22 protein-coding genes are annotated in these 20,635 nt (G+C 68.8%); 5 read left to right on the top strand and 17 right to left on the bottom strand.

The genetic code is table 11. The features are described 5' to 3' along the window. The first annotated feature begins 1,062 nt into the window (after window positions 1-1,062). Complete coding sequence (locus ABT001_RS04835; RefSeq protein WP_033299579.1) at window positions 1,063-1,326, top strand: hypothetical protein; 264 nt, start codon at window positions 1,063-1,065, stop codon at window positions 1,324-1,326. Further along, the gene (locus tag ABT001_RS04830) at window positions 1,323-1,769 is read left to right on the top strand and encodes a hypothetical protein (protein ID WP_351272406.1); all 447 of its coding nucleotides are present in this window, start codon (window positions 1,323-1,325) and stop codon (window positions 1,767-1,769) included. Before ABT001_RS04835 ends, ABT001_RS04830 begins: the two co-directional genes overlap by 4 nt. Before the next feature lie 565 nt (window positions 1,770-2,334). Here ABT001_RS04830 and ABT001_RS04825 read toward each other — a convergent pair. From ABT001_RS04825 to ABT001_RS04790, 8 genes are all read right to left on the bottom strand, one after another. Next, window positions 2,335-2,646, bottom strand: coding sequence for a DUF4387 domain-containing protein (locus ABT001_RS04825; RefSeq protein WP_351272404.1), 312 nt, complete (start codon window positions 2,644-2,646; stop codon window positions 2,335-2,337). 4 nt (window positions 2,647-2,650) lie between these two features. Then, the gene (locus ABT001_RS04820; protein WP_351272402.1) at window positions 2,651-4,012 is read right to left on the bottom strand and encodes an acyclic terpene utilization AtuA family protein; all 1,362 of its coding nucleotides are present in this window, start codon (window positions 4,010-4,012) and stop codon (window positions 2,651-2,653) included. Between the two features lie 53 nt (window positions 4,013-4,065). Further along, window positions 4,066-5,355, bottom strand: coding sequence for an MFS transporter (locus ABT001_RS04815; protein WP_351272399.1), 1,290 nt, complete (start codon window positions 5,353-5,355; stop codon window positions 4,066-4,068). Between the two features lie 95 nt (window positions 5,356-5,450). After that, a complete protein-coding gene (locus tag ABT001_RS04810) occupies window positions 5,451-6,167 on the bottom strand; it encodes a GntR family transcriptional regulator (RefSeq protein WP_351272396.1) in 717 nt (238 codons plus the stop codon). 95 nt (window positions 6,168-6,262) lie between these two features. After that, the gene (locus ABT001_RS04805) at window positions 6,263-6,526 is read right to left on the bottom strand and encodes a Txe/YoeB family addiction module toxin (RefSeq protein WP_257849240.1); all 264 of its coding nucleotides are present in this window, start codon (window positions 6,524-6,526) and stop codon (window positions 6,263-6,265) included. Then, window positions 6,523-6,804 carry a type II toxin-antitoxin system Phd/YefM family antitoxin gene (locus tag ABT001_RS04800; RefSeq protein WP_351272393.1) on the bottom strand — a complete coding sequence of 94 codons (282 nt, stop codon included), beginning with the start codon at window positions 6,802-6,804 and terminating at the stop codon, window positions 6,523-6,525. Before ABT001_RS04800 ends, ABT001_RS04805 begins: the two co-directional genes overlap by 4 nt. A gap of 1,145 nt (window positions 6,805-7,949) precedes the next feature. Further along, entirely contained in the window at window positions 7,950-8,318 is a 369-nt protein-coding gene (locus ABT001_RS04795) for a VOC family protein (RefSeq protein WP_351272391.1), read from the bottom strand. 32 nt (window positions 8,319-8,350) lie between these two features. Beyond that, window positions 8,351-9,124, bottom strand: coding sequence for an oxidoreductase (locus ABT001_RS04790; protein ID WP_351272389.1), 774 nt, complete (start codon window positions 9,122-9,124; stop codon window positions 8,351-8,353). Window positions 9,125-9,206: 82 nt separating this feature from the next. On the opposite strand from ABT001_RS04790, the gene ABT001_RS04785 reads away from it, so the two are divergent. Together ABT001_RS04785 and ABT001_RS04780 are read left to right on the top strand one after the other, a co-directional pair. Further along, the gene (locus ABT001_RS04785) at window positions 9,207-9,785 is read left to right on the top strand and encodes a TetR/AcrR family transcriptional regulator (RefSeq protein ID WP_351272386.1); all 579 of its coding nucleotides are present in this window, start codon (window positions 9,207-9,209) and stop codon (window positions 9,783-9,785) included. Window positions 9,786-10,014: 229 nt separating this feature from the next. Continuing rightward, complete coding sequence (locus tag ABT001_RS04780; RefSeq protein WP_351272383.1) at window positions 10,015-10,557, top strand: SRPBCC family protein; 543 nt, start codon at window positions 10,015-10,017, stop codon at window positions 10,555-10,557. 270 nt (window positions 10,558-10,827) lie between these two features. On the opposite strand, the gene ABT001_RS04775 is transcribed toward ABT001_RS04780, so the two are convergent. The 5 genes from ABT001_RS04775 to ABT001_RS04755 all read right to left on the bottom strand — a co-directional run bounded on the left by ABT001_RS04775 (window position 10,828) and on the right by ABT001_RS04755 (window position 15,154). Continuing rightward, on the bottom strand, window positions 10,828-11,211 hold the full coding sequence (locus tag ABT001_RS04775; protein WP_351272381.1) for an NAD(P)-binding domain-containing protein: 384 nt from the start codon (window positions 11,209-11,211) through the stop codon (window positions 10,828-10,830). A 263-nt stretch (window positions 11,212-11,474) separates the two neighbouring features. Further along, on the bottom strand, window positions 11,475-12,212 hold the full coding sequence (locus ABT001_RS04770; protein ID WP_351272379.1) for an NADPH-dependent F420 reductase: 738 nt from the start codon (window positions 12,210-12,212) through the stop codon (window positions 11,475-11,477). 96 nt (window positions 12,213-12,308) lie between these two features. Continuing rightward, on the bottom strand, window positions 12,309-12,902 hold the full coding sequence (locus ABT001_RS04765) for a TetR/AcrR family transcriptional regulator (protein WP_351272376.1): 594 nt from the start codon (window positions 12,900-12,902) through the stop codon (window positions 12,309-12,311). Window positions 12,903-13,183: 281 nt separating this feature from the next. Beyond that, window positions 13,184-14,377, bottom strand: a complete 1,194-nt coding sequence (locus ABT001_RS04760; protein WP_351272373.1) for a PP2C family protein-serine/threonine phosphatase — start codon at window positions 14,375-14,377, stop codon at window positions 13,184-13,186. A 144-nt stretch (window positions 14,378-14,521) separates the two neighbouring features. Beyond that, window positions 14,522-15,154 carry a class I SAM-dependent methyltransferase gene (locus ABT001_RS04755; protein WP_351272371.1) on the bottom strand — a complete coding sequence of 211 codons (633 nt, stop codon included), beginning with the start codon at window positions 15,152-15,154 and terminating at the stop codon, window positions 14,522-14,524. Between the two features lie 131 nt (window positions 15,155-15,285). Here ABT001_RS04755 and ABT001_RS04750 point away from each other — a divergent pair, with 131 nt between their 5' ends. Further along, a complete protein-coding gene (locus tag ABT001_RS04750) occupies window positions 15,286-15,870 on the top strand; it encodes a helix-turn-helix domain-containing protein (protein WP_351272368.1) in 585 nt (194 codons plus the stop codon). A 64-nt stretch (window positions 15,871-15,934) separates the two neighbouring features. On the opposite strand, the gene ABT001_RS04745 is transcribed toward ABT001_RS04750, so the two are convergent. The 4 genes from ABT001_RS04745 to ABT001_RS04730 all read right to left on the bottom strand — a co-directional run bounded on the left by ABT001_RS04745 (window position 15,935) and on the right by ABT001_RS04730 (window position 20,572). Beyond that, complete coding sequence (locus tag ABT001_RS04745; protein WP_351272365.1) at window positions 15,935-16,495, bottom strand: hypothetical protein; 561 nt, start codon at window positions 16,493-16,495, stop codon at window positions 15,935-15,937. Window positions 16,496-16,558: 63 nt separating this feature from the next. Beyond that, window positions 16,559-18,859, bottom strand: a complete 2,301-nt coding sequence (locus ABT001_RS04740) for a hypothetical protein (RefSeq protein WP_351272362.1) — start codon at window positions 18,857-18,859, stop codon at window positions 16,559-16,561. 37 nt (window positions 18,860-18,896) lie between these two features. Then, the gene (locus tag ABT001_RS04735; protein WP_351272360.1) at window positions 18,897-19,391 is read right to left on the bottom strand and encodes a hypothetical protein; all 495 of its coding nucleotides are present in this window, start codon (window positions 19,389-19,391) and stop codon (window positions 18,897-18,899) included. 200 nt (window positions 19,392-19,591) lie between these two features. Then, window positions 19,592-20,572 carry an SMP-30/gluconolactonase/LRE family protein gene (locus tag ABT001_RS04730; protein WP_351272357.1) on the bottom strand — a complete coding sequence of 327 codons (981 nt, stop codon included), beginning with the start codon at window positions 20,570-20,572 and terminating at the stop codon, window positions 19,592-19,594. Between the last annotated feature and the right edge of the window lie 63 nt (window positions 20,573-20,635).

Below are 20,635 nucleotides of genomic sequence, written 5' to 3'. Positions count from 1 at the left end.
GTCCCGAACCCCCGCCGTCACCCTCGCCACATGAACGGGACCGAAACCCCCAAAACCGACAGCGCAGGATTGACGAACGACATAGAGGCACCCCCGTCAGTGTGATCGTTCCCGATAGACATACGGAATGCTATTGCTCAGGCGACAGTTGGTGCCTGGCCAAAGCTCGCTGCCGACTGTCTTGACGTGTGACTGTCCTGCACGGCTCGATCGGGAGGGCCGCGCAGGCGGTTTATGGTCAGCAGGTGACCAATGGTTGCGCACTGGGGGTGAGGTCACCTCGAGATGCGGCAGATGGTGACACAAGACGTCCCTATGCCAAGGGGCGCTCGGCGACGTGACGATCGAGCAGGTGCGGCGGACAGCGACGACGGCACATGCCCCGGGACGACCCTCCAGGAGAGCGCGGAACTACACGAGGGACTGGTACCCCGCTCCCGGGCACGGCATCTCGGCCGCCTCCGCGCGTGGCAGAACGTGACCGTTAGTGCTGTGGCTTCCCGCCGCGCTAGCCCACTTTCCGGCGGCGTCCTGCTTACTGCACGACTGCCGCTTCGGCGGGGGTCGGGCATGGGAAAGATCGGAAACCTGAACCCCATGGGGCGCTGGAGCGGTGGGGCAGCGAACGCTGCACCACTTCCGATGGAGCGGGATCGAGTAGGACGCAACTGGAGCGAAGCGGGGGTGTAAATCGGTCGCTTTGGTAAAGCTGCAGGTCAGAGGCATCACTTGAATGGGTTCGAGTCCCACCCGCCCCACCAGCGTCCCCAGGCAGAAACGTTCTGACCTGGGGAAACGCGTTTTCCGGGGGCGTTTCGCGTGTGGCGTTCGCCTCACGGCGCTGTGGAGAATGTGGGGCCTCGCGCGTCAAAAGTGAACTCTGAACGGCTTTGACCTGGGGTTTTGCAGCCAAGCCTTCGTGGAGCGTTGTGGGACGGTCCCACGGCCGCCGATTCCATGAAGATGCGGGAGCACTCCTCCTCCCGGCCGGCGCGAAAGTGCGTGCACGCGACTGGTGTTTACGTGCCCCGTGCAGACGGGGTCGCATGGCATACTTCGAGTATGGCGACTCGGAAGATCACGATCACGGTGCCGGATGAGCTGGTCGAATCGATCAAGGGGCGGGTCGATGCCCGGGGGGTGTCCGCCTACATCGCGGCAGCCGCGGCCCATCAGGACGCGATGGACCGGCTACGCGAGCTGGGGGACCGCCTGGAGGACGAGTACGGCTCGGTCACGGCCGAGGAGGAGCGGGCAGCGCTGGAGCGCATCGCGGCCATCGATGACTGGCATGACGAGAAGCGCTCGCCCGGCGCCGCGGCGTGAACCGTTCGAAGCGCGCTGGTGGCTCATCAGCACGTCGGCGCGCCTTCGTCCTCGACTCCCAGGCGCTGTCCAAGGCGGTCCAGGGTGACCGTCAGATGGCTGCCTTGATCAAGGCAGCGCCGCGCCTGGACATCGCTGTCGTCACCAGCGCGCTCACCACGCTGGAGGCGTGGAACCCTCAACAGGGTGCGCGCCAAGGGCTGTGGGACTGGGCGTTGTCCCGGATCGATGTGGAGCACACCGACGACAAGGCGATCTCCCTGGCCCGCCGCATGATGAAGGCTGCTGGGTTGCACGGGCACAAGTACGCCATTGATGCCGTCTTGGCTGCCGTAGCCGTCAAGGCGGCGGAACGCGGCTTCGAGGTCACTGTCTTCACCTCGGATGTCGACGACATGGACAAGTTCCTGGAGGGCCATCCCATTCGGGTGGAAAGAGTCTGAACGCAGGAGTCGGCCCCTCCGCCGCCGGGTGCAGCGGGCTGGCCAACTGCGCGTACGGGTTGTTGATGGTTCTCGGCTCGGTACGGACCCGTGTTGCCCTGGCCGTCCGTGCCCGGGCCGAGCTCTGGCCACGTATGAACTCGCGGCACTCGTCCCAAGCGCACTGTCGCCCCGCGGCGGAGCAGCTCAGGCATCGCCGGATCGCCTCCGATCGGTCTTCTGCGCCCGGTATGGGGGACGGCGAGCCGAGACGGCGTAGGCCATCTCGGCGGGGATGGCGTACAGAGTGCCGACCACGCGGCCGGGCACGAGCACGTTCTCAGCCGTCAGCGGCCGACGCGTCATCGCAAGGGGCTTCGTGGGCGTTGCGGACGCGGACCAGCAGTTAACGCAGGGTGTTGCTCGCGAGGGGTGAGGTCTGTCCTGCCGTCGATGAGGAGCACGCTCTGGAACGATGCTTGCTGCGGATCGACCACCGCCGTTCGTGCGACCAGGCGCTGATCGTTCTCGTTCAGGCTCAGCGCGGGTGGCCCCACCCGACCGTTGCCGTACTGGAGGCAGGTCGTCAGGGGGCGACTTCCATGTCCATGAGGGGTGCGTACTGCTGCCCGGCGTAGCAGTCGGTGTCGCGCAGTTCGCCCTGTACCGCCGGACGCGGCAGGGACACCTTCACGGCGAGGGCGAGGGGGTGGTTGACCAGGAGGACGTTGTCGGGGTCGGTGTTGTAGAGGGTGGCGAAGAGCTGCTTGTTGAGGAACTCGGTGGCCACCAGGGCTTCGTAGGTCTGTTCGTTGTGGCACATGAAGTCGAAGGTCAGGGTGAAGGGCCCGGCGTTTTTGGAGCGGACGAGGGAGCAGTAGTCGAGCAGGGTGGTCATGGGGTTACAGCTCCTCGGTGGTGGTGCGGAACAGTTCGGTGGGGGTGACGCCGGTGGCGACGTGGTTGAGGGTGAAGCGGTACAGCGGTCCTCGGTCCATTTCGGGCGGGGAGTAGGGGTAGGCGAGGGTGGAGACCAGGCCGTCGTACTCGGGGATCGGCAGGTGGCTGCTGGCGTGGGCGACGAAGGTGGCGACGGCGTGGGCGGTGGCCTGGTCCGGGGCGGTGACGGTGATGAGCACTCCGAGTTCCCGCGGATCCAGCGGGTCGGGCTCGTTGCCCGCGAGAACGGCGCCGGTGCCATAGAGGCGGTAGTCGATGTCGACGTCGGCGGGGTCGACGGTGCCGCGGAAGATGTCGGCGATTTTGGCGTCGAAGTAGTGCTTGGCCATGGGCAGGAGTTCGGGAAGGGTCTGGATGACGATCCGGTCGCGGACTCCGCCGATGATGACGGTCTGGTAGCCGATGAGCTCGGCGCCTTCCAGCTTGTTGGTGTAGCCGTCGGCGGGTACGTAGCGGGCTCCGCGGACTCGGACGGTTCTGTCGTCGACGGCCTCGTAGGTGGCGTCGGTGGTGTCCAGGACTCCGGAGGGTTCGGCGATGTGGAAGGGGTCGGCGTTCTCGTACAGGGTGTGCGCGGCTACCGACCGTGGGGTGAGGCGGCTGCCGTCGGCGAGGGTGGTGACGTCGAAGTGGTCCTCGCGCAGTGTGACGAGCAGGCCGTTCGCGGACGGGGGGATGGCGCAGGCGGCGCCGCACTCGATGGTCTTGGCCATGTGCCAGGTGAGGCCGGGGTCGGTGCCCTTGAGGTGCGGGAGGGCGGCGAACAGGGCGGTGTCGCTGGCGCGGCCGGCGAGGATGACGTCGCAGCCGTCCTGGAGGGCTTCCTGAATGGGTTCGACGCCCATCATGGCGACGGTGTGGCTGCGCCCGAAGAGTTCACGGTCGATCTCGGGTGCGTTGGCGAGGGGGGTGATGCGGCCGGCGTCGTAGAGTTCCTCCAGCCGTTCGGTGGGCTGGTCGGAGTAGATCAGGCCGAGTTTGAAGTGCAGGTTCTCCTCTGTGGCTATGGCGCGGGCGATGTCGGCGACCCGGTCGACGCCGACGTCGCGTCCGGAGGTTCCGCAGGAGCCGATGATCAGTGGCACGCCGAGCTGGTCGCGGGCGCGCAGCAGGAGCCGCAGGTCGCGTGTGACGGCCTGGGCGGACAGTTTGGGGGTGCCGGAGCCCAGGGCGGCGGGGCCGGAGTCGGTGGAGCCGGCGTCGCAGGCGATCACGTCCGGGCGGGCGGCGACGCCGGTCGCGAAGGCGGATGCGTCGAACCCGGCGCCGAGTGCGCCGGTGGGGGCCAGGATGCGGAGTTCCATGAGGTGGTGCCTTTCGGGATTGCGCGTACGGAGGCAGAGGTCTGTGGGCGTCGTCAGGTTGCGGGCCGGTCGGGACCTCGGCGGGCGAGGCGAGTGAAGACGAGAAGAGTGATCACGGCGAAGACGGTGGCGTTGAGGAACATGTAGCGCCAGGCGGTGAGGTCGATCGTCGTGCCGAGGAGACCGGGGCCCAGTGCCATGCCCGACTGCGAAGCGATGGTGTAGAGGGCGGTGTAGGTGCCCAGCACTTTCTGGGTGGGGGCGAGGTTCCACAGGGCGACGAGCGCGTTGACGGCAAATGATGCGTAGCCGAGTGACGAGATGATCATCGAGGCGATGGTGCCGGGCACGGTGGGCCAGGCGAAGCCGATCAGAAGGCCGACGATGAACAGACCGACGCCGTAACGCATTGAGCGCAGTTGGCCGAGCTTGTTGGACAGGTAGGCGATCGGCAGGACGCAGACGAGAAAGGCGACGGCGCCCGGCAGGGCCAGGCCGCCGGCCTCGCCACGGGTCAGATCGAGGACCTGGGTGCCGTAGGGGGTCATCAGCGAGCGGAGTGCTGACCACATGCCGGCGAAACAGAAGATGCCGATCATCAGCAGGAACGTGGGGCTGGTCGGCGTGCGCAGCGCGTCCTTCATCACCGCCCACGGCGAGGCGAAGTCGCGGACCGTCTCCGTCTTGTCCTCGGGGAGCACCGAATCGGTGTGGCGGCGCCCGAGGAAGGTCCAGGACAGACCGAGCATGACCAGCATCAGCAGCGGAGGGATCGCGAACGCGAGGTGCAGGGAGCGGTCGACGACCAGAAGACTGATGAGGGAGGAGACGATGATGGTCAGCGCAGCACCGGCCTTGATGAACCCCTGGGCCTTGCTGCGCTGGGACCGGACGACGTAGTCGGAGACGAGGGTCTCTGTGACGCCCTTGAAGGCGTTGGCGATGGCCGCGAATCCCACCACGCAGATCATCAGCAGGGGCAGGTTGTCCGCCCAGGGGATCAGGACGAACGGCACGCTCGCGGCTGCGGCCCCTACCAGGACAATCGGCCACCGGCCCGCGCGGCGGCGCACGAGCTTGTCGGAGAAGAACCCGACGAACGGCTGGGTGAAGATGCCCCAGGAGTGGTCCAGGCCCATGATCAGACCGATCACGCCTGCGGAGGCGAAGTAGTGCCGCAGCTGTTCGGGGACCTGGGCGTCGTAGAAGTTCCAGACCGCTTCCTGGGCGAACACCGCGAGGGTCACCCACAGCACCGCACTGCGGTTCATGCGCTCACCCACGCCTGACGGCGACGGGATGGTGGCTGCCCCAGGGGCGGGTGGTGAATCGGGCATCGTCATGACGGCTCCTATGCCACATGCTATAGCAAAAGGGAGCCTGTTCGCCGGGGGCGCATCAACGCCGGTGGGCGGAGCAGGCGGTTTGAGGGGGAGGGTCAGCTGCCGGAGAGCTGGTCGAGCGCGGCGCGATGGTGACGCGCGGCGAGTTCCTCGGCGTGCTCCTCGTCCCTTTCGAGGAGTGCGTCCAAAAGCTCGCGGTGCTCGTGGTAGCGGGCGCGGAATGCTTCGGCGCGCGCGGGTGCGAGCTCCATGGTGAGGTCGAGCCGTTCTTCGTCGCTGAAGGCGCGGGCTTGGTTCAGCAGGCCTTCCAGGACGGGGTTGCCGACGCAGGCCTCGACCTGGTGGTGGAAGAGGCGCAGCATGTGAAAGACAGCCACGACCTGGTCGGACACGTCGGCTTCCGGACCCTGTTCGGTAACGGTTTGCTCGATGCCGGCGACGATCTGATCAGCCTGGGTGAGCAGGGAGACCAGGCCGGTCAGCTGCTCGGCGGAGGCATTGCGGGCAGCGAGACGTGCCATGAGCGCGGACAGGCGGACCTCAGCCTCGACGATCTCGGCACGGGCCGCCGAGGAGTGATCGGCAATCCGCAGGGCCCGCGGGCCGACGCGCTCGACGACCCCTTCGTGCACCAACTGCCGCAGCGCCTCGCGGATCGGAGTGGGGCTCACTCCGAGCCGGGCGGCAAGATCACGTTCGGTGATCTTCTCGCCCGGCCGCAGGATGCCCTCGCGGACGGCCGCCCGCAGTCGCCGGTATGCCTGATCGGCCAGCGACATGGTCTCCATCGGCCCCAGGGCGTCAGTGCTCATGCCCCAAGAATGGATCTCGCTATAGCAAACAGTCAATGGTGCGAACGGACACGTAGGTCAAGCGACCATGGATGGCCCATGGGTATGCGCCTGGTTCACCGTTCGTAGTGGAAGCGGCACGCCACCACGTGGATGATGGTGTTCTCATCGATGCGGTACACCAGTCGGTGTTCGGAGTTGATGCGCCGCGACCAGTAGCCGGAGAGGTCGTTCCGCAGCGGTTCGGGCTTGCCGATTCCTTCGTGGCCGCCCCGGTCGATGTCGGCGATCAGCTGGTTGATGCGCTTCAGTATTTTGCGGTCGTTCCCCTGCCACCACAGGTAATCGTTCCAGCCGTCGTCGACGAACAGCACCTTCACGCGGCGCCCCGCCCGGCCTCGTCATCGGGATCCACCAGCTCGCGAAGTGCACCCTGGCCGGCCCGGTCCTGCTCGATGGACCTGCGCAGGCGCTCGGCCATCGCGGGCGACCGCAGCAGGTAATCCGTCTCTTTCAGTGCCTCGTACTCGGCGAGCGAGACGACGACCATCGGCTCATGGCCAGTCCGGGTGATGACCAGCTCCTCGGCGTCGTTCTCCACCGCGTCGAGGGCGTCGGCGAGGCCCGCGCGTAGCTCGGTGACACTCATCGTCTTCATGACGTACACGATAACGTACAGATAGGATCCCTGTGCGGCTGATCGCAATCCGCCTCCGGACGGCCATGCGGTTCAGCCTTCGGTGGCATTGGGGTGCGGCAGAGCCCGTCGGGCGGCTCAGTTGGTGTGGTGACCTCGCCGTTTTCGCGGCCGACCCGCTCCATGAGCGTGATCGTCGCGAACTCGGGAATGATCACTCACGGGCATGGTGGTAACGGACTTCGCCCTGTGCGGAGTTGGCGGCGTTCGAAGCGGGCACAGTTGGGCGGTGCGCTCCTCGACCCGCGCCTGCGGCAGTCTTCGGTGGTGTTCGACGAACCGTTACTGATGGTTGTGCCGGACGTTCGGCCGGCCGATGTCTCAGATTCTCTGGTCGGCCTGCCGGCCGGAAGCGAGACTTCCGCTCAGTGCGGTTGAGGGGCGTGATCGAACGGCCCGGATGCGGCCTCATGTGCCTCTCGGTCGGTGCAGCGAACGTGGCGCTTGGGGTAGGCGCGGCAAGCCTTACGTGGCTGTGACCTGGGCCTTTTCCAGTTCCGTGTCCGTGAGAGGGTTGTGAACGCTCCCGCGCCGCCACCTGGACCACGAGACGTTCAAGTTCCTGGTCGCTCCCGTGGGCTCGGGGCGGACACGGCCCGGTCCCACACCGCAGTCTCGGTCAGGTCGAAGCTTCTGACGACCTGTCCGACCGGGCGGTCACCTTGTCGGTAGAGCCCGACGATCTGAGCTACGGACTTCGGCGTGAACGCACACGAGGCGGCGTGGTGCCCTGGCGCGATCTCGGAATGCCGGGGGACGTGGGCCCTGACGGCGCCGATCTTGTACGTCTCGTGCCGCCCGCGCCCGCTGCCTTCCGGCCCCGTGAAGTCAACATCTCTCACACAACCCCGGTCGCGGGGAGCGCGTGGTCGATCGGTACTGGCGCGGCGCGGGGGGTGCCCCGTAGAGGTTCGGTGCGGTGCGTACCGCACCGAACCTCCGCGGCCGGGGATCGAGGCGGATGAAAGAGGACTCAGCAGGCTATGAATGTCCGTCTCTGTGCGGTTTCACAGGTGGGACGCGTCTCCCTTGGAGGCGTGAACAGCGCGCCTGACTCCGTTCTCGGACTTTGACGACAGGCGCGGCTCCGGTGGGCGGCGACCGGCTCAGGTCGAGCGCAGGCAGAAGGGGTGTCCGGCCGGGCTGGCGTAGACGCGGCTACCGGTGCGGGTTTCCGGGGTGGCCTCGTCGGTGGGCCGCAGTCGGGTGGCGCCGGCTTCGATGGCCGTGCGGTCGGCGGTCGCGAGGTCGTCGACGCGGAAGTCGAGGTGCATCTGCTGGGAGGAGCCGTCCGGCCAGTTCGGGGCGGTGTGTCCGGGGGCCGACTGGACGACGATCACCGGGAGGCCTGGGGCCTGAACGAAGTGGTGGCTCGGCGAAAGGGTGAGGGAGCCGCCGAGCAGGCGGTGCCAGAAGGAGCTTTCCTTCTCGATGTCGGCGGCGTCAATGATCACGGAGGCCAGGGTGATGGGCATGGGGGCGTCCTGTTCGTGCTGTCGGTGGTTGTTCAGACGGTCGGGATGATGCCGCCGTCGACGCGGAACTGCGCTCCGGTGAGCCACTTCGCGCGGCCGGAGGCGAGGAAGACGATCATCTCGGCGACGTCCTCGGGATCTCCGGGACGGCCCATGGGGACCTTCAGGTGGTCCACGATCTGCTGTGTGACCTCTTCGGTGGTGATGCCCTGCTTCTCTGCCATGTGTTTCAGATGGGCGGTGGCACCGTCGGTGACGACGAAGCCGGGCAGGACGCAGACCACGCGCACCCCGTTCTCGCCGACCTCGGTGGCCAGTTCGCGGCTGTAGGTGTTGAGCGCGGCCTTGGCGGCGGCGTAGGACGCCTCGGTGCGTTGAGGCAGTTGGCTGGCGATCGAGGAGACGTGCACGACGACGCCGGAGCCCCGCTCGACCATTCCCGGCACCAGGGCCCGGTCCAGGCGCACGGCGCTGAGGAGGTTCGTCTCCAGGTCCGCCTGCCAGGATTCGTCCGACCGGCTCAGGGTCGGCGCCGGGGCGCTCGCTGCGCCCGCGTTGTTCACGAGCACGTCCACGCCGCCCACCTGCTCGACGACGCGGCGGCCGAGTTCGGCCACGCCCTGCTGCGTGGAGAGGTCCGCCGCGAGGAACGTGGCACCGCGGTCCTCCTCCGGCCGGCTGCGGGAGGCGGTCAGCACGGTCGCGCCCGCGGCGACGAAGCGGCGCACGGTCGCCGCGCCCAGGCCCCGGCTGCCTCCGGTGACCAGTACCCGAAGGCCGTCGAGGCTGTAGTCCGTGATGGGCATGGGCATCTCTCCTCCGTAAGATGAACCTGACTCCGGATACGCTACACGTAAACGGAACCGGACTCACTTTATGGAGGTTCTCTTGCCGGCATCACGCCCGCTGCGTGCCGACGCGCGACGCAACCGCGAGGCACTGCTGTCCGCGGCCCGCCAGGCGTTCCTCGGTGGTGACGCCGACGCGCACGTGGAGGACATCGCCCGCAGCGCCGGCGTCGCCGTCGGAACGCTCTACCGCCACTTCGAAACCCGCGAAGCGCTGATCGAGGAGGTCTACCGCAAAGAGGTCGACGACCTGTGCGCCACGCCCGGCGACCTGCTGGACCAGCACCCCCCGGAGGAGGCGCTGCGGCGTTTCCTGCTGCTGCTGGTGGATCACGCGGCGGTGGGCAAGGGGATGTCGAGTGTTCTGGAGGGCATCATGGCGACGGACTCACCGGTCTTCGACGACGCACGCACTCGTATGGCCAACGCCCTCTCCCTGCTGCTCGAAGCCGGCAGCGCGGCCGGCGCCGTCCGCGGCGACGTCACCGGCGCCACCCTGTTGCGCGCCCTGGGCGGCGTCTGCGGAATGCGCGCCACGGAGGGCTGGGTGGTCGAGGCCCGGCAGATCACCGGCCTCCTCTTCGACGGCCTGCGCCACGTCGCCCCGCAGTCACCCTGAGCCGGGGGCGGCCCGTTGCGCGATCCTGACTCGCCGGAGCTGGACGAGGACGACGACGGGGCGGTCAGGAGTGACGGGCAGGACTTCCCGCTCATGGCTCCGAGCATGGGGCGGCCCGAAGCACGCAACATCCCCCCGCCGTGGATAGGCGGCACCGGGTCTGGCTCCGTGGCCCGAGCTGCGATGAGGTGGGCCTGACCGCACCCACTCACCCATTCAGGAGCATCCTTTGAGCACCGCGATCCGCGCACATGACCGTTTCGATGCCCTGAACGCGGCGGATTTCGCCTTCACCAGACGCGCATGGGTCGACGCCACCCCCACCCGGGTCTACGACCTCGTCAGTGACGTGTCCGCGATTCCCCGATGGAGCCCCGACGCCACCGATGTCGCCTTCGACCAGGGCGCGGGGCCCCGAGCCGGCGCCTGGTTCAGCGGCCGTAACCACAGGGACGGCAGGGACTGGACCACTCGCTCCCAGATCGAGCGGGCCGACCCCGGCACCGCCTTCACCTTCGTCGTCGGCGGCGTCGCGAACGGCATCGTGCGATGGGGCTGGACCTTCCGACCCCATGGGCGCGGAACCCTCGTCCAGCAATCCTGGCAACTCCTCCGCCTCGACCCGGTGCTGGGCACCACCCGCGGCGACCTCGACGCGCTGCGCCACCGTATGGCGGACAGTGCCGAAGCCACACTGGCCTCTCTCGCCCGGTGGATCGCCGAAGAACCCCGTCCCGACACAGCCCCCGGACCACGCCGGATCTCGGGCTGACCCACTGTCCCGGCAGGACGACGCTCCCTGTGGGGGGAGGTGATCGACACCGAGCAGGGCGCCACCGGCGCAACTTGGGTTCGCTCCTCTCGGGCGGACGTCCTGTCCGCCCGAGAGGACCGAGCGGTCCGCCGCGCAACTGGCCGGCCCCCCACCAGGCGCCTGGTCATCGAGGACGCCACCGAGCGCACGGAACGGGCGCTTGCGGTTACCGCGTCGCGGCGGCCGGCGCCGCGCGGATGGCGTCCGCCGACCTGCCGGCCCTTCTCGTCAGAGGTCGGTCCGTACGGGATCCCCCACACCGGCGTGTCCGTCGCCTGCCGCCAAATGTCGGCCAGCGACCCCGCGTCCACCACGCTGTACCCGATGGACTCGACGGATTCGGCCACCGCCGCCTGGGGTGGGCGAGCGTTCCTGCCTGTCGATCGCCAGGGACTCCGCACCGGCGACGTAGTTGCACGTGTCGATGACCGCCTTCCCGGCCAGTGGCGCGGCGGGCAAGCTGGGGAACGCCTTGACCGGCACCGTGATCACGACGATGTCACCGGACGCCGCGGCTTCGTCGCTCGTCGCCGCGGAAGCTCTCGGCCCCAATCTCTCGGTTGAACGGTGGCCGCGTATGCCCTTGTCCGCAAGGTGTTCGTCGCCCGGCACCGCGGTGACACCTGTGCGGCAATCGGCTTCGCCGACCGAGCGGCCCGGGCATCCGGTGGGTAACTCGGTGATCCGCGCGCACGCCGAGCCCACGCGTGGCCCAGGGGCATGCGCGCCGTGACGATGCGGGGCGTGCCAGTGACATCGCCACCCGTAGTGACAGCTTGAGCTCGCGTCAGGACCCAGTGTCGTTGTGTGTGTTGCCTGGGCCCCTGGGCTGCCGCCCTCGTGCCGTCGCGTGCACGAGAGCGGCGTGGGGTGACTCAGCGGTGGGCGGCGCGGTTCATCTCGACGACGTCGTCGACGGTGGGGGCGGCCGGGAGGGTGGCGAAGCGTTCCGGGAGGCTGTCGCGGACGGCCACGTCCTTGACGCGGTCGGCCGCGGCCAGGGCCGCCGGCAGCTCGTCGAGGGTCAGTTCGGTGCAGTAGGCGGGGCTGTTGGGCTGCTGGCGCCAGGAGTCGGCCAGGGTGCCGGCGTCGTAAGGGTCGAAGCCGGTGTCGTCCACGAGCCGCATAGCCACACGCCGCGCCTCCTCGGAGTCGCCTGCGACGGGGATGGCGAGGCGGCCGGGCGTTCCGGCCGGCACACCCTTGGCCCGCTGGGTCTCGGCCAGGGCGGCGTTCCACGCCTTGACCACGGGGCGGCCGAGCAGCTCGGCGGTGTACACGCTCTCCACCTGGCCGTCGTCCACCGCCTTGATCGGCTCGCCGAGCATGCCGGGGTAGTAGTTCGAGGTGTCGATGACCACCGTCTCCTCGGGCACCGACGCGAACAGTTCCGCCAGCTGGTCCGCGACCCCGAACGGGATCGACAGGACGATGACATCGCGGCCCTGGACGGCGTCGGCGAGGTCCGCCGCGCGTGCCCCGGACTCCAGCACCTCCGCCCGAACGGCCTCGGGGCCGCGGGCGTTGGGCACCTGGACGTCGTGGCCGGCCGCAGCGAGCTTGGCGGCTAGGTTCCCACCGATGGCACCAGCGCCGATAACGGTGATTTTCATGATGTGTCCTTCAAGGGGTTGTGCTGTGCCTGGAGGTAGCGCACACGTAATGACCGGGGTAGCCGCTTGAGGGGTGCGGGGCGGGTGCTTGGCGGTTTACGCCTGGACGTCCCGCTCGCGGTAGCCGCTCGCGATGAGAGCGCGGAGGCGGTCGAGCGACTCCTCCTCCATGCCGGTGCCCTTGATCCAGGCGACGGAACAGGCCGCGAGGAACAGGTCGTTCCCCCGTACCGACGCGCGTACGTGCCCCGCGCTCTGCGCCGCTTCCACGTACTGATCGGTGGCGGTGATGAGGATGTCGCACGGGATCGTGAGCGGATTGTCCGGCTTCTGGGCCCTGGCCGCGGCCATGAGCGGGTCCGGCAGCCCGCTGAAGGCGCTGAAGTACTCCTCCATCGCCCGCAGCCACTGCTCCAGCGCCTCGGCGGCGTCACCGAGGCGCTCGATGTCCGCCTGGCGAGCCACCAGCTCCTCGGAGCGTGTCTGCAGGACAGCCGCGAGCAGCGCCTCCCGGGTGGGGAAGTGCCGGTACAGAGTGCCTGGCCCCACGCCCGCTTCCTTGGCCACCGCCTCGAGCGAGGTGCCGACCCCGTACTGCAGGAAGTGACGCTGCGCGGTCTCGAGAAGCGCCGCGCGGTTGCGCTGGACATCCGCGCGGGGCTTGCGCCCTGGCTGCTCACTCACGCTCATGCGCCTTCCTGCCTCCGGTGGTCCTGCTGCAGCACCAAACGGATGCTGCCTCCATTCAGGTCCAAAGGTAAAGCGGAGGCGGCATCCGGTCAAACCGGCCACGTCTGTCGGCAGGCCGGAATCACCTGCTGGAGCACGAAGAACAGCTCTCTCCGGCGGCGGGTTCGCCCTCAGCCGCGGCACAGCCATCATGTGACGCCTCCGGACAGTTGTGGCGTGTCTCCCATGGTTGTTCACCGAGCTGATCCCCGAAAGCCGATCATGGCCGGGCGGGGCGGGCGTCAGCGGGGCGGGGCCGGTCTGGTGGGGGTCGCTCGGCGGGGATCGCCGTGCCAGTCCAGTATCAGGACCGTGGCGTCGTCCTTGAGGCTGCCGCCGCAGGCGTCGAGCACCGCCCCGGTCAGGCTGCGGACGGCTTCTCGCGGGTGCAGCGCCCCGGTGCTGTGAATGACCGAGGGCAGATCCACCGCGGCCGCACAGCGATCCTGCATGCCGTCGGTGAGCAGGACCAGGCGGTCCCCGGGCAGCAGTTGGAGCTCCTGCAGGTGATATGTGCTGGGGGCCGCGACGCCGAAGGGCAGGCTGACGGCGAGTTCGATCTCCTCGACGGTGCCGTCGCGCAGGCGCAGGGGCCGGGGGTGGCCGGCGTTGACCAGTTCGCACAGGCCGGTGTCGAGGTCGACGCACAGCAGTTGCCCGGTGGCCAGGCCACGGTTGTGGCTGAGCAGTGACCGGTGGGCGTGATGGGCTTGGGCGAGGGCGTCGCAGCCGCTGCGGCGCGACTGTCTCAGCGCTCCGACGAGCAAGGTGGCCAGCAGGGCGGAGTCGGTGTCGTGGCCCATGGCGTCGGTGATGGACAGGTGCAGGGTGTCGCGGTCGAGGGTGTAGTCGTAGGTGTCGCCGCCGATGTCGTCGGCCGGGACCAGCCCCGCCGCCAGGGTGAACTCGGTGGCCTCGCAGCAGGGTGCCGAGGGAAGCAGCTGGTGCTGGATCTCCGCGGCCAGGCTGGTCCGGGTGGTGCGTCGGCCCAGGTGGTACAGATCGGTGAAACGGCGGTCCGTGACGATGATGTAGGCCAGCGCGTGGGCCGCGTCGCGCACCTGTCGGAGCACGGTGTCACCGCCGGCCTGCAGGGTCACCTCCAGGACGCCGATGCGGTCGCCCCGGTTGGTGACCGGAGTGATGACGCGCAGGCTTCCCTGCCCGTCCGTCTCCACGTGCTGGCGTTGGCTCCGCAGGACATGGTCGTAGACGCTCCCCCGCAACTCGATCGGCTCGTCGGGGCCAGGGGCCGAGCCGTCGGCCGCGGTCAGCCGGACCAGCCGTTCGCCGATGAGGTCGACGAACAGGAAGGACACGCACTCCGCGCCGAACCGCTTCTGCAGGTCGTGCGCCACGACCTCGACGGACTCACCGGGCGGCGCGGCCTCAGCAGCTGCCAGCAGTTCGCCCAGTTCCAGATCTCTACCCACCACAGCAACCTCCCATCGGCTGCCGCACCTTCTTCCCCACATCCCCGCAACCTCACCTCCCGCATCTGTTTTGCCTGGTCAGAGCAGAGGGTGAGGCCGGGTCCAGCCGGTCCGGAGGCTTTCACACGGTGGCTGCGGTGGCGTCTGTCAGCGGGTGCGCCGGACGGCGACGATGTTGTCGGTGACGGTCGCGGTCCGGCCCTGGGGGCCGGTGGCGATGCGCTGGGGGGCGTCGCTCCGTTCGACGCGCCAGGCGTCGGTCAGCTGGAGCGAGGCGATGACCTCGTCGGGGGTGGGGAACCGGACGTCCTGGCCGGCCTGCCAGGACCAGGGGGCCACGGAGGCGTGCTCGATCACGATCAGCAGTCCGCCGGAGGACACGGCCCGGGCGGCCCGGCGCAGGACCTGTGCACGGGACAGCGCGATCGGGGTGTGGAAGTAGGTGGCGGTCACCAGGTCGTAGGTGCCGTCGGGGAAGGTTTCGGCCAGGTCGTGGCGCAGCGTGTGGATCCGGTCGGCGACACCGTTGACGGCGGCGCCCGAGGCCACGCGGTCGAGCGCGGTCCGTGACACGTCGACGGCGGTGACGTCCCAGCCCCGAGAGGCGAGCCAGAGGGCGTCGCCGCCGTGTCCGCAGCCGAGGTCCAGGGCTGTTCCAGGGGTGGGGGCCAGGTCGGTGACGAGGCCGGTCAGGACGGTGTTGGGCTCGATGCCCCACCGGGCGTCCATGCCGGCGTAGTGGTTCTCCCAGAAGGACGCGGAGTCGTTGGCACTGGTCACGTGTGGGCCTCTCGGGTGCGGGGTGGTCGGGTGGTGGCGGCCCCTGTGCGTCTCTGCGGCCGCCGGACCCGACCCTGCGACCCTCCTGCCATGGTTGCAAGGATCCATGCCGTTTCGGCATGCTGGTGGGCATGGGTACCCCTGGCAAGGACAGACTGGCCGCGGTCGGGCCGCGCCTGCGGGAGCTGCGACAGCGCCACGGGCTGACGCTGGCCGCCCTCGCCGGACGGACCGGGATCAACGAGAGCACGCTCTCGCGCCTCGAGGGCGGGAACCGTAAACCGACCCTGGAGATGCTCCTCCCTCTTGCCGAGGTCTACGGGGTTCCGCTGGACGAACTGGTCGGCGCACCCCGTACCGGTGATCCCCGCATCCACCTCAGGCCCGTCACCAGCAACGGCATGACCTTCGTGCCGCTCAGCAGGCCCGGCGGCGTCCAGGCCCACAAGCTCCTCATCCCGCCCTGGCCCGGCACCGAACCGCAGCCGAAGACCCATGAGGGTTTCGAGTGGGTCTACGTCCTCGCCGGCCGGCTGCGCCTGCTCCTGGGCGACAGAACCGTGATCCTCCAGCCCGGGGAGGCCGCCGAGTTCGACACCCACGTGCCGCACCGGCTCGGCCCTGACGACGAACGGACGGTGGAACTCCTCGTCCTGTTCGGCGCCCAGGGGGAGCGGGCCCACCTCAAGGCCCGCACCACCGGACGGCGCGGGTGACGTTGTCAGTGCCGAACACGCCCCGTCGGCACGGGTGAAGAGCGCTCCTCACCGCCCGGCCAGGTCACCCGCAGGCCGCCGACCCCTCCACCGCCTCGGTGTAGTCGATGAGCAGCTTCTCGATGGCGGCCCGGTCGTCGACGCCCGAGTCGCGGACCTGGACCACCGTGTAGAGGTCCTGCTCCGGATGGTCCGACGACGTGCACGAAGAAACGGTCTTGCCGACGCCGGCTTTCCCGGTGTGGACGAAGCGCTCGTCCTCCGACAACGTCCCGTCGTCCGTGTCAGCGTATCCCTGCGAGACCGCCGCCGTGCTCTGCCCCTCTCCCCACCAGGCCTGGACGAGGCTCAGGGCCGCCTTGCCGTCCACGGACAGATTGCAGCGGATCGTTCCCCCGTTCGGCTTCTCGGCGGCCGAGGAGAGCGAGTCACCGCCGGGCAGCGCGGCCTTCACCAGCGCGGGGTCCACGGTGATCCCGCACAGTGAGGTGGGCACGGTGTACGCCTTCTCGGGCGCGTCGTCGCCGGCGCACGCCGACAGGGCGGAGGCGAGGGCGACGGTGGCCGACAGGGAGACGAGTGTGCCGATGAACCGGTGACGCCGGAGAGATCCACGGACAGACAACGCGAGAAGCCTTTCGAGGTCGGGACGGGACGACGCGGCGGGCGCCGTTCCCGGACAGTCGGATCAGATGTCCGTCTTCAGGTGCGGGGACATGAAGTCGGTGTTCGTACCCGCGGCCCGGAACCCTTCCTGGGCGGCCGCGCGCGCCTTCTCGTCGATGCTGTCGTCCAACAGGTCGTCACGCTTGTGCGCCTTCGCCGCGTTCTCCACGGCCGTCTCGGTGTACCCCGCGTTCTGGTCGAGGCCGCTCTCCCACTTCTCGCCCATGACGGAGCCCGCGTCGTCCTTGGCATGCCCTTCGGCGTCCTGGAAGAGGGCTTCGAGGACCATGCTGCTGGCCGTCCCCGCCACGCCTCCGGCCACCGCGCCGCCGACCGGGCTGGCGATGAACGACGTACCGACGCCGATCCCCGTGCCGATGCCTCCGGAGACGGCGTTCTTCCACTGCCCCACGGACTGGTCGAACTTCTTGTCGGCTTCCTCGGCCGGCCCGGCGACGGCCTCCTGGCGGCCGATGGCCAGCGTCCCGGACACCTCGCCGGAACCGTGGGCGATCTGCTCGATGGCGAACTGGGTGTCGTTCGAGTAGCGCGCGTCGGCCGGCAGGTCCGGGTTCATGTGGTAGTCCATGAGGTTCGCCATGTACGCCTTGTTGGCCACCTCCACCGCCGCGTAACCCTCGGGGTTCTGCCCGACGGTCACCAGCAGGGCGTTCACGTCACGGTGGTTGAGCGTGGCGGAGCTCCCGGCGACGGGGAACAGGCGGTTCGTGTCCTCGTCCTGGTCGTCGGTCATGGCCCGGTTGATGTCCGGCAGGTACTCCGAGGTGATCTGTCCGATGCTGTCGGACATGTAACTGTGCTTCGTGAGCCGTTCGTTGTCGTCAGCGACGGAGGACACGATGGACTCGAAGAGCTTGGTCTGCTCGTCGTTGTGGGCCGGGGTGTCCGCCGTCGGCAGCTCGCCCGCCGGGTGCCCCGTCGTGGCGGCCTCCAGGGCGAGGGCGAGGTTGTTGCGGCCGGTGTTGTCGTCGTCGCCCTTGAGGTTGCTCTCCTGGGGCCACTCCCGCTCCTCGAACAGGTACTGGAAGTTGGAGAGCGGGACCTTCCCGTTCTTGCCGTTGCCGTCCGTGTCGCGCTCGAAGGGGGAGTCGTCCTTGGAGACGTACCCCTCGTTGAAGAAGTCGGTCGCCGCGTCCGGGCTGTTGGACAGGCCCTTGAGGTATCCGGCCAGCGGGTCGTCGCCGCTGTCGTCACCGATCCGGTTGAGCCACGTGTCCATGCCCATGTGCTGCCACGCCAGGTTGTCGTGCTCGCCGTTGCCCGTGAGCTTGCGTTCCGTCTCCATGAGCTTGGTGCCGTAGCTCTTGAGGAACTGGTCGTCGTAGTCGCCGGTCCGCATCAGGTTGCTCATGACCTGGAAGCCCATGGGGCCGCCGCCGTCCCGGCCGATGGGCTGCTCGCCGAGCCTGATCATGTTGCTCTTCCAGTTCGTCATGTCGGCCGAGTCGCTCTGCGTCGCGGTGGCGAGCGTCAGGCCGAGATTGCGCTGGAGGTCGTCGAGCTTGTCGAGCCGTTCGCGTCCCACGTGCGGGTTCACGGCGGGGTCGTTGATGCCCTGCCAGAATTCGAGGGTCTTCTCGGGCCCGAGCTGGGTGGCGAACCGCTCGGCGAACAGCGGGTCGTCCTTGTACTTGTCCAGGCCTTCGTTGATCTTGTCGAAGTCGGCCGGTGTGACGTCCTCGGGCTTCTTCGCCGCGATCCTGGCGAGGTCCTCCGCCGCCTGGACGGCCTCTGCCGCGGAGTCGCGGTCCTTGTAGTCGGCGTCCGAGAATCCCATCGTGGCCTGATCGGCTATCGCGGTCAGTACCTTGCTCGCGGTCTCGTCGCTCTCCGTGGCCTTCTTGAGGATTCCCTGCACCTCGTCACGCAGCGCGGTGACATCGCCCTCGCTGTGCTCCGGGACGGACGTGCCCTTCGCGGCCCGGTCGGGGTGGATGTTCATGGTGACGGTGAAACCGCCGTCACCGTTGCTCGTGACGGTCAGGTTCTTCTTGTGCCCGCGGCTGATGGCGGCTTCAAGATCCTTCTTGTACTGCCGCAGCTCGTCCCGGGTGTCGCTGAGGATCTTGTGAATGGTGTTGGCCTGCGTGTGGGCATCGCCGAACTCGCCGGCGGTCTTGCCGACGAACTCCTTGGTGACCTGAGCGTTCAGGCCGGCCCAGTCAGCCGTGTTGGCGGCCTTGTGCAGTCCGTCCTCGGCCTGCCTCTTCAGCTCGACGAGGTGGCGTACGAGCAGGTTCCAGTCGGAGACAGCGTCGTTGAGCGTCGTGAAGTTGGCGAAGCGCAGCGCGTCGAGATCCATGAGGTGTCGTTTCTCCTGTACGTCTGTGGTCGCGCCGCTACTTCTTCGGCTCGTACGCCGGGTTCTTCTTGCCCGGCTCGCCGACCCGCTCGTCGAACCCGGCATCCAGGGCGTCGATGCTGCTCACCTGCCGCTGGATGTAGTGCTCGTCACCGGCGTGCACCTTCTTGGTGACCTGCATGTGGTTGGAGATGTGGGCGCACGCGTCCATGAGCGACTTCAGCTGTTCGTCCCACCGCTTGGACACGTGCTTGAGGCCGCCGCCCAGCGCGAAGCCCTGACCGCTCAGGTCACCGGCGGCCTTGTCGCTGCTGGGGACGGCCACCCGGGCCTTGTCCCAGAGGTTGTCGTAGAGCTCGTGCGCCTGGCTGCCGATCTTCGCCAGATCGCTGTGGCCCACCTTGAGATCGCCCGTCTGCCCGGGCAGAGCCGCGGAACCGCCGCCTCCGGGGTCGAGCTGGTTCAGCTGCATCCCAGTCGACTGCCGGTCGGCGGCCTCCGCCTTCAGCTGTTCCCACTCGTCCCATGCCATGGGCAGTCCTTCCCCCGCGTACCTGTCCCGTCCCGTCGCGCCCGGCGGACGGGACGGCTTCAAGCCAAGCTAGCAACTCGCCAAGGCGTGCACATGGGGCGGAGTCCGGATCCTTGGACAGTGGCTGTGTACATTCCGTGGAGGCTTCAGGGGCGGCGCTGCTCGAATATCTGGATTCATCCCGAGAGGCCGGGACTGTCTCATTCTCGCGGTCCGCCGTCGGGCACCCGGAGCGAGGCGATGGTGAAGGGGAGGGTCTCCGGCGGCAGGCCGGCGGACCAGCGGCCGAACTGGCTGTTGACGACGAGGAGCCGTTCCTCCCGGCCTCCGGTCAGCGCCACCGCGCTGGGATGCCGCAGCCCTCGAGGCGGGACGAGTCCGGCCGCGTAGCGACCCCGGGTCAGGTCGGAGTTCATGGTCACGACGGCCACCTGGGCTTCGGTGCCGGGCGTGTCGAACAGGTTGCCCTGGGAGACGAACAGCCGGCCGTCGCCCCAGGCCAGACCGTCCCCGTTGCGCAGGAGGTACCCGCCGAGGTCCACCTCGACGACCTCACGGGTCGCGGGGTCGATGCGCCACAGCTGCCCCGTGTTGCTCTGTACGGCGAGGAGGTGGCGCCCGACGGACAGGATGCCGTTCAGGTTGTGCTCCCCGTCGATCCAGCCGATTCCGGCCGCCTTCACGTCGAGCCATGGCTCCATTTCCCAGCGCCCGTCCTCCCGGGCGACGCGGTAGATGACGGGTTCGAAGGAGTCGGTGACATAGGCCGCGCCGTCCGGGGCCGGCGCCACGTCGTTGACGAAACCTCCCGCGACGCCGTCCAGTTCGGCCAGCATGACGCGCTTCCGGGTGTCGTAGACGCGCAGGGTGCTGGTGGGGCCGCCGTTGACGTACAGCCGGCCCTCGCCGTCCAGTGCCATGCCCGCGGTGAACGTCCTGCCGTCCCGCCCGTCCGGCGACCAGACCGTCGTGGTGGGGCTGTCGACGTGGCCGCGCCGCAGCGTGCCGTCCTCGGCGCTGCCCACGTAGAAGTGGCCGGTGCGCGGGTCGTGGGCCAGGCCGGTGGGGAAGGCCCGGTCGCCGGGCACCACGTACCGGTCGGGTGGCGTCGGAGCCGTCGGATGGGTGAGCGCGAGGGAACCGGCTGCCACCGCGGCGGCGACGGAGACGAGGAGACGCATCGGGGGTCCTTCCGAGTACGGACGATGGGGCCATCGGGTGCCGCTCCATCGTGGGCGGCGCTC

It is taken from the genome of Streptomyces sp. NPDC002793, assembly GCF_040295485.1.
Classification (GTDB): Bacteria; Actinomycetota; Actinomycetes; order Streptomycetales; family Streptomycetaceae; genus Streptomyces.
This window is presented reverse-complemented; position numbering and strand designations above follow the sequence as displayed.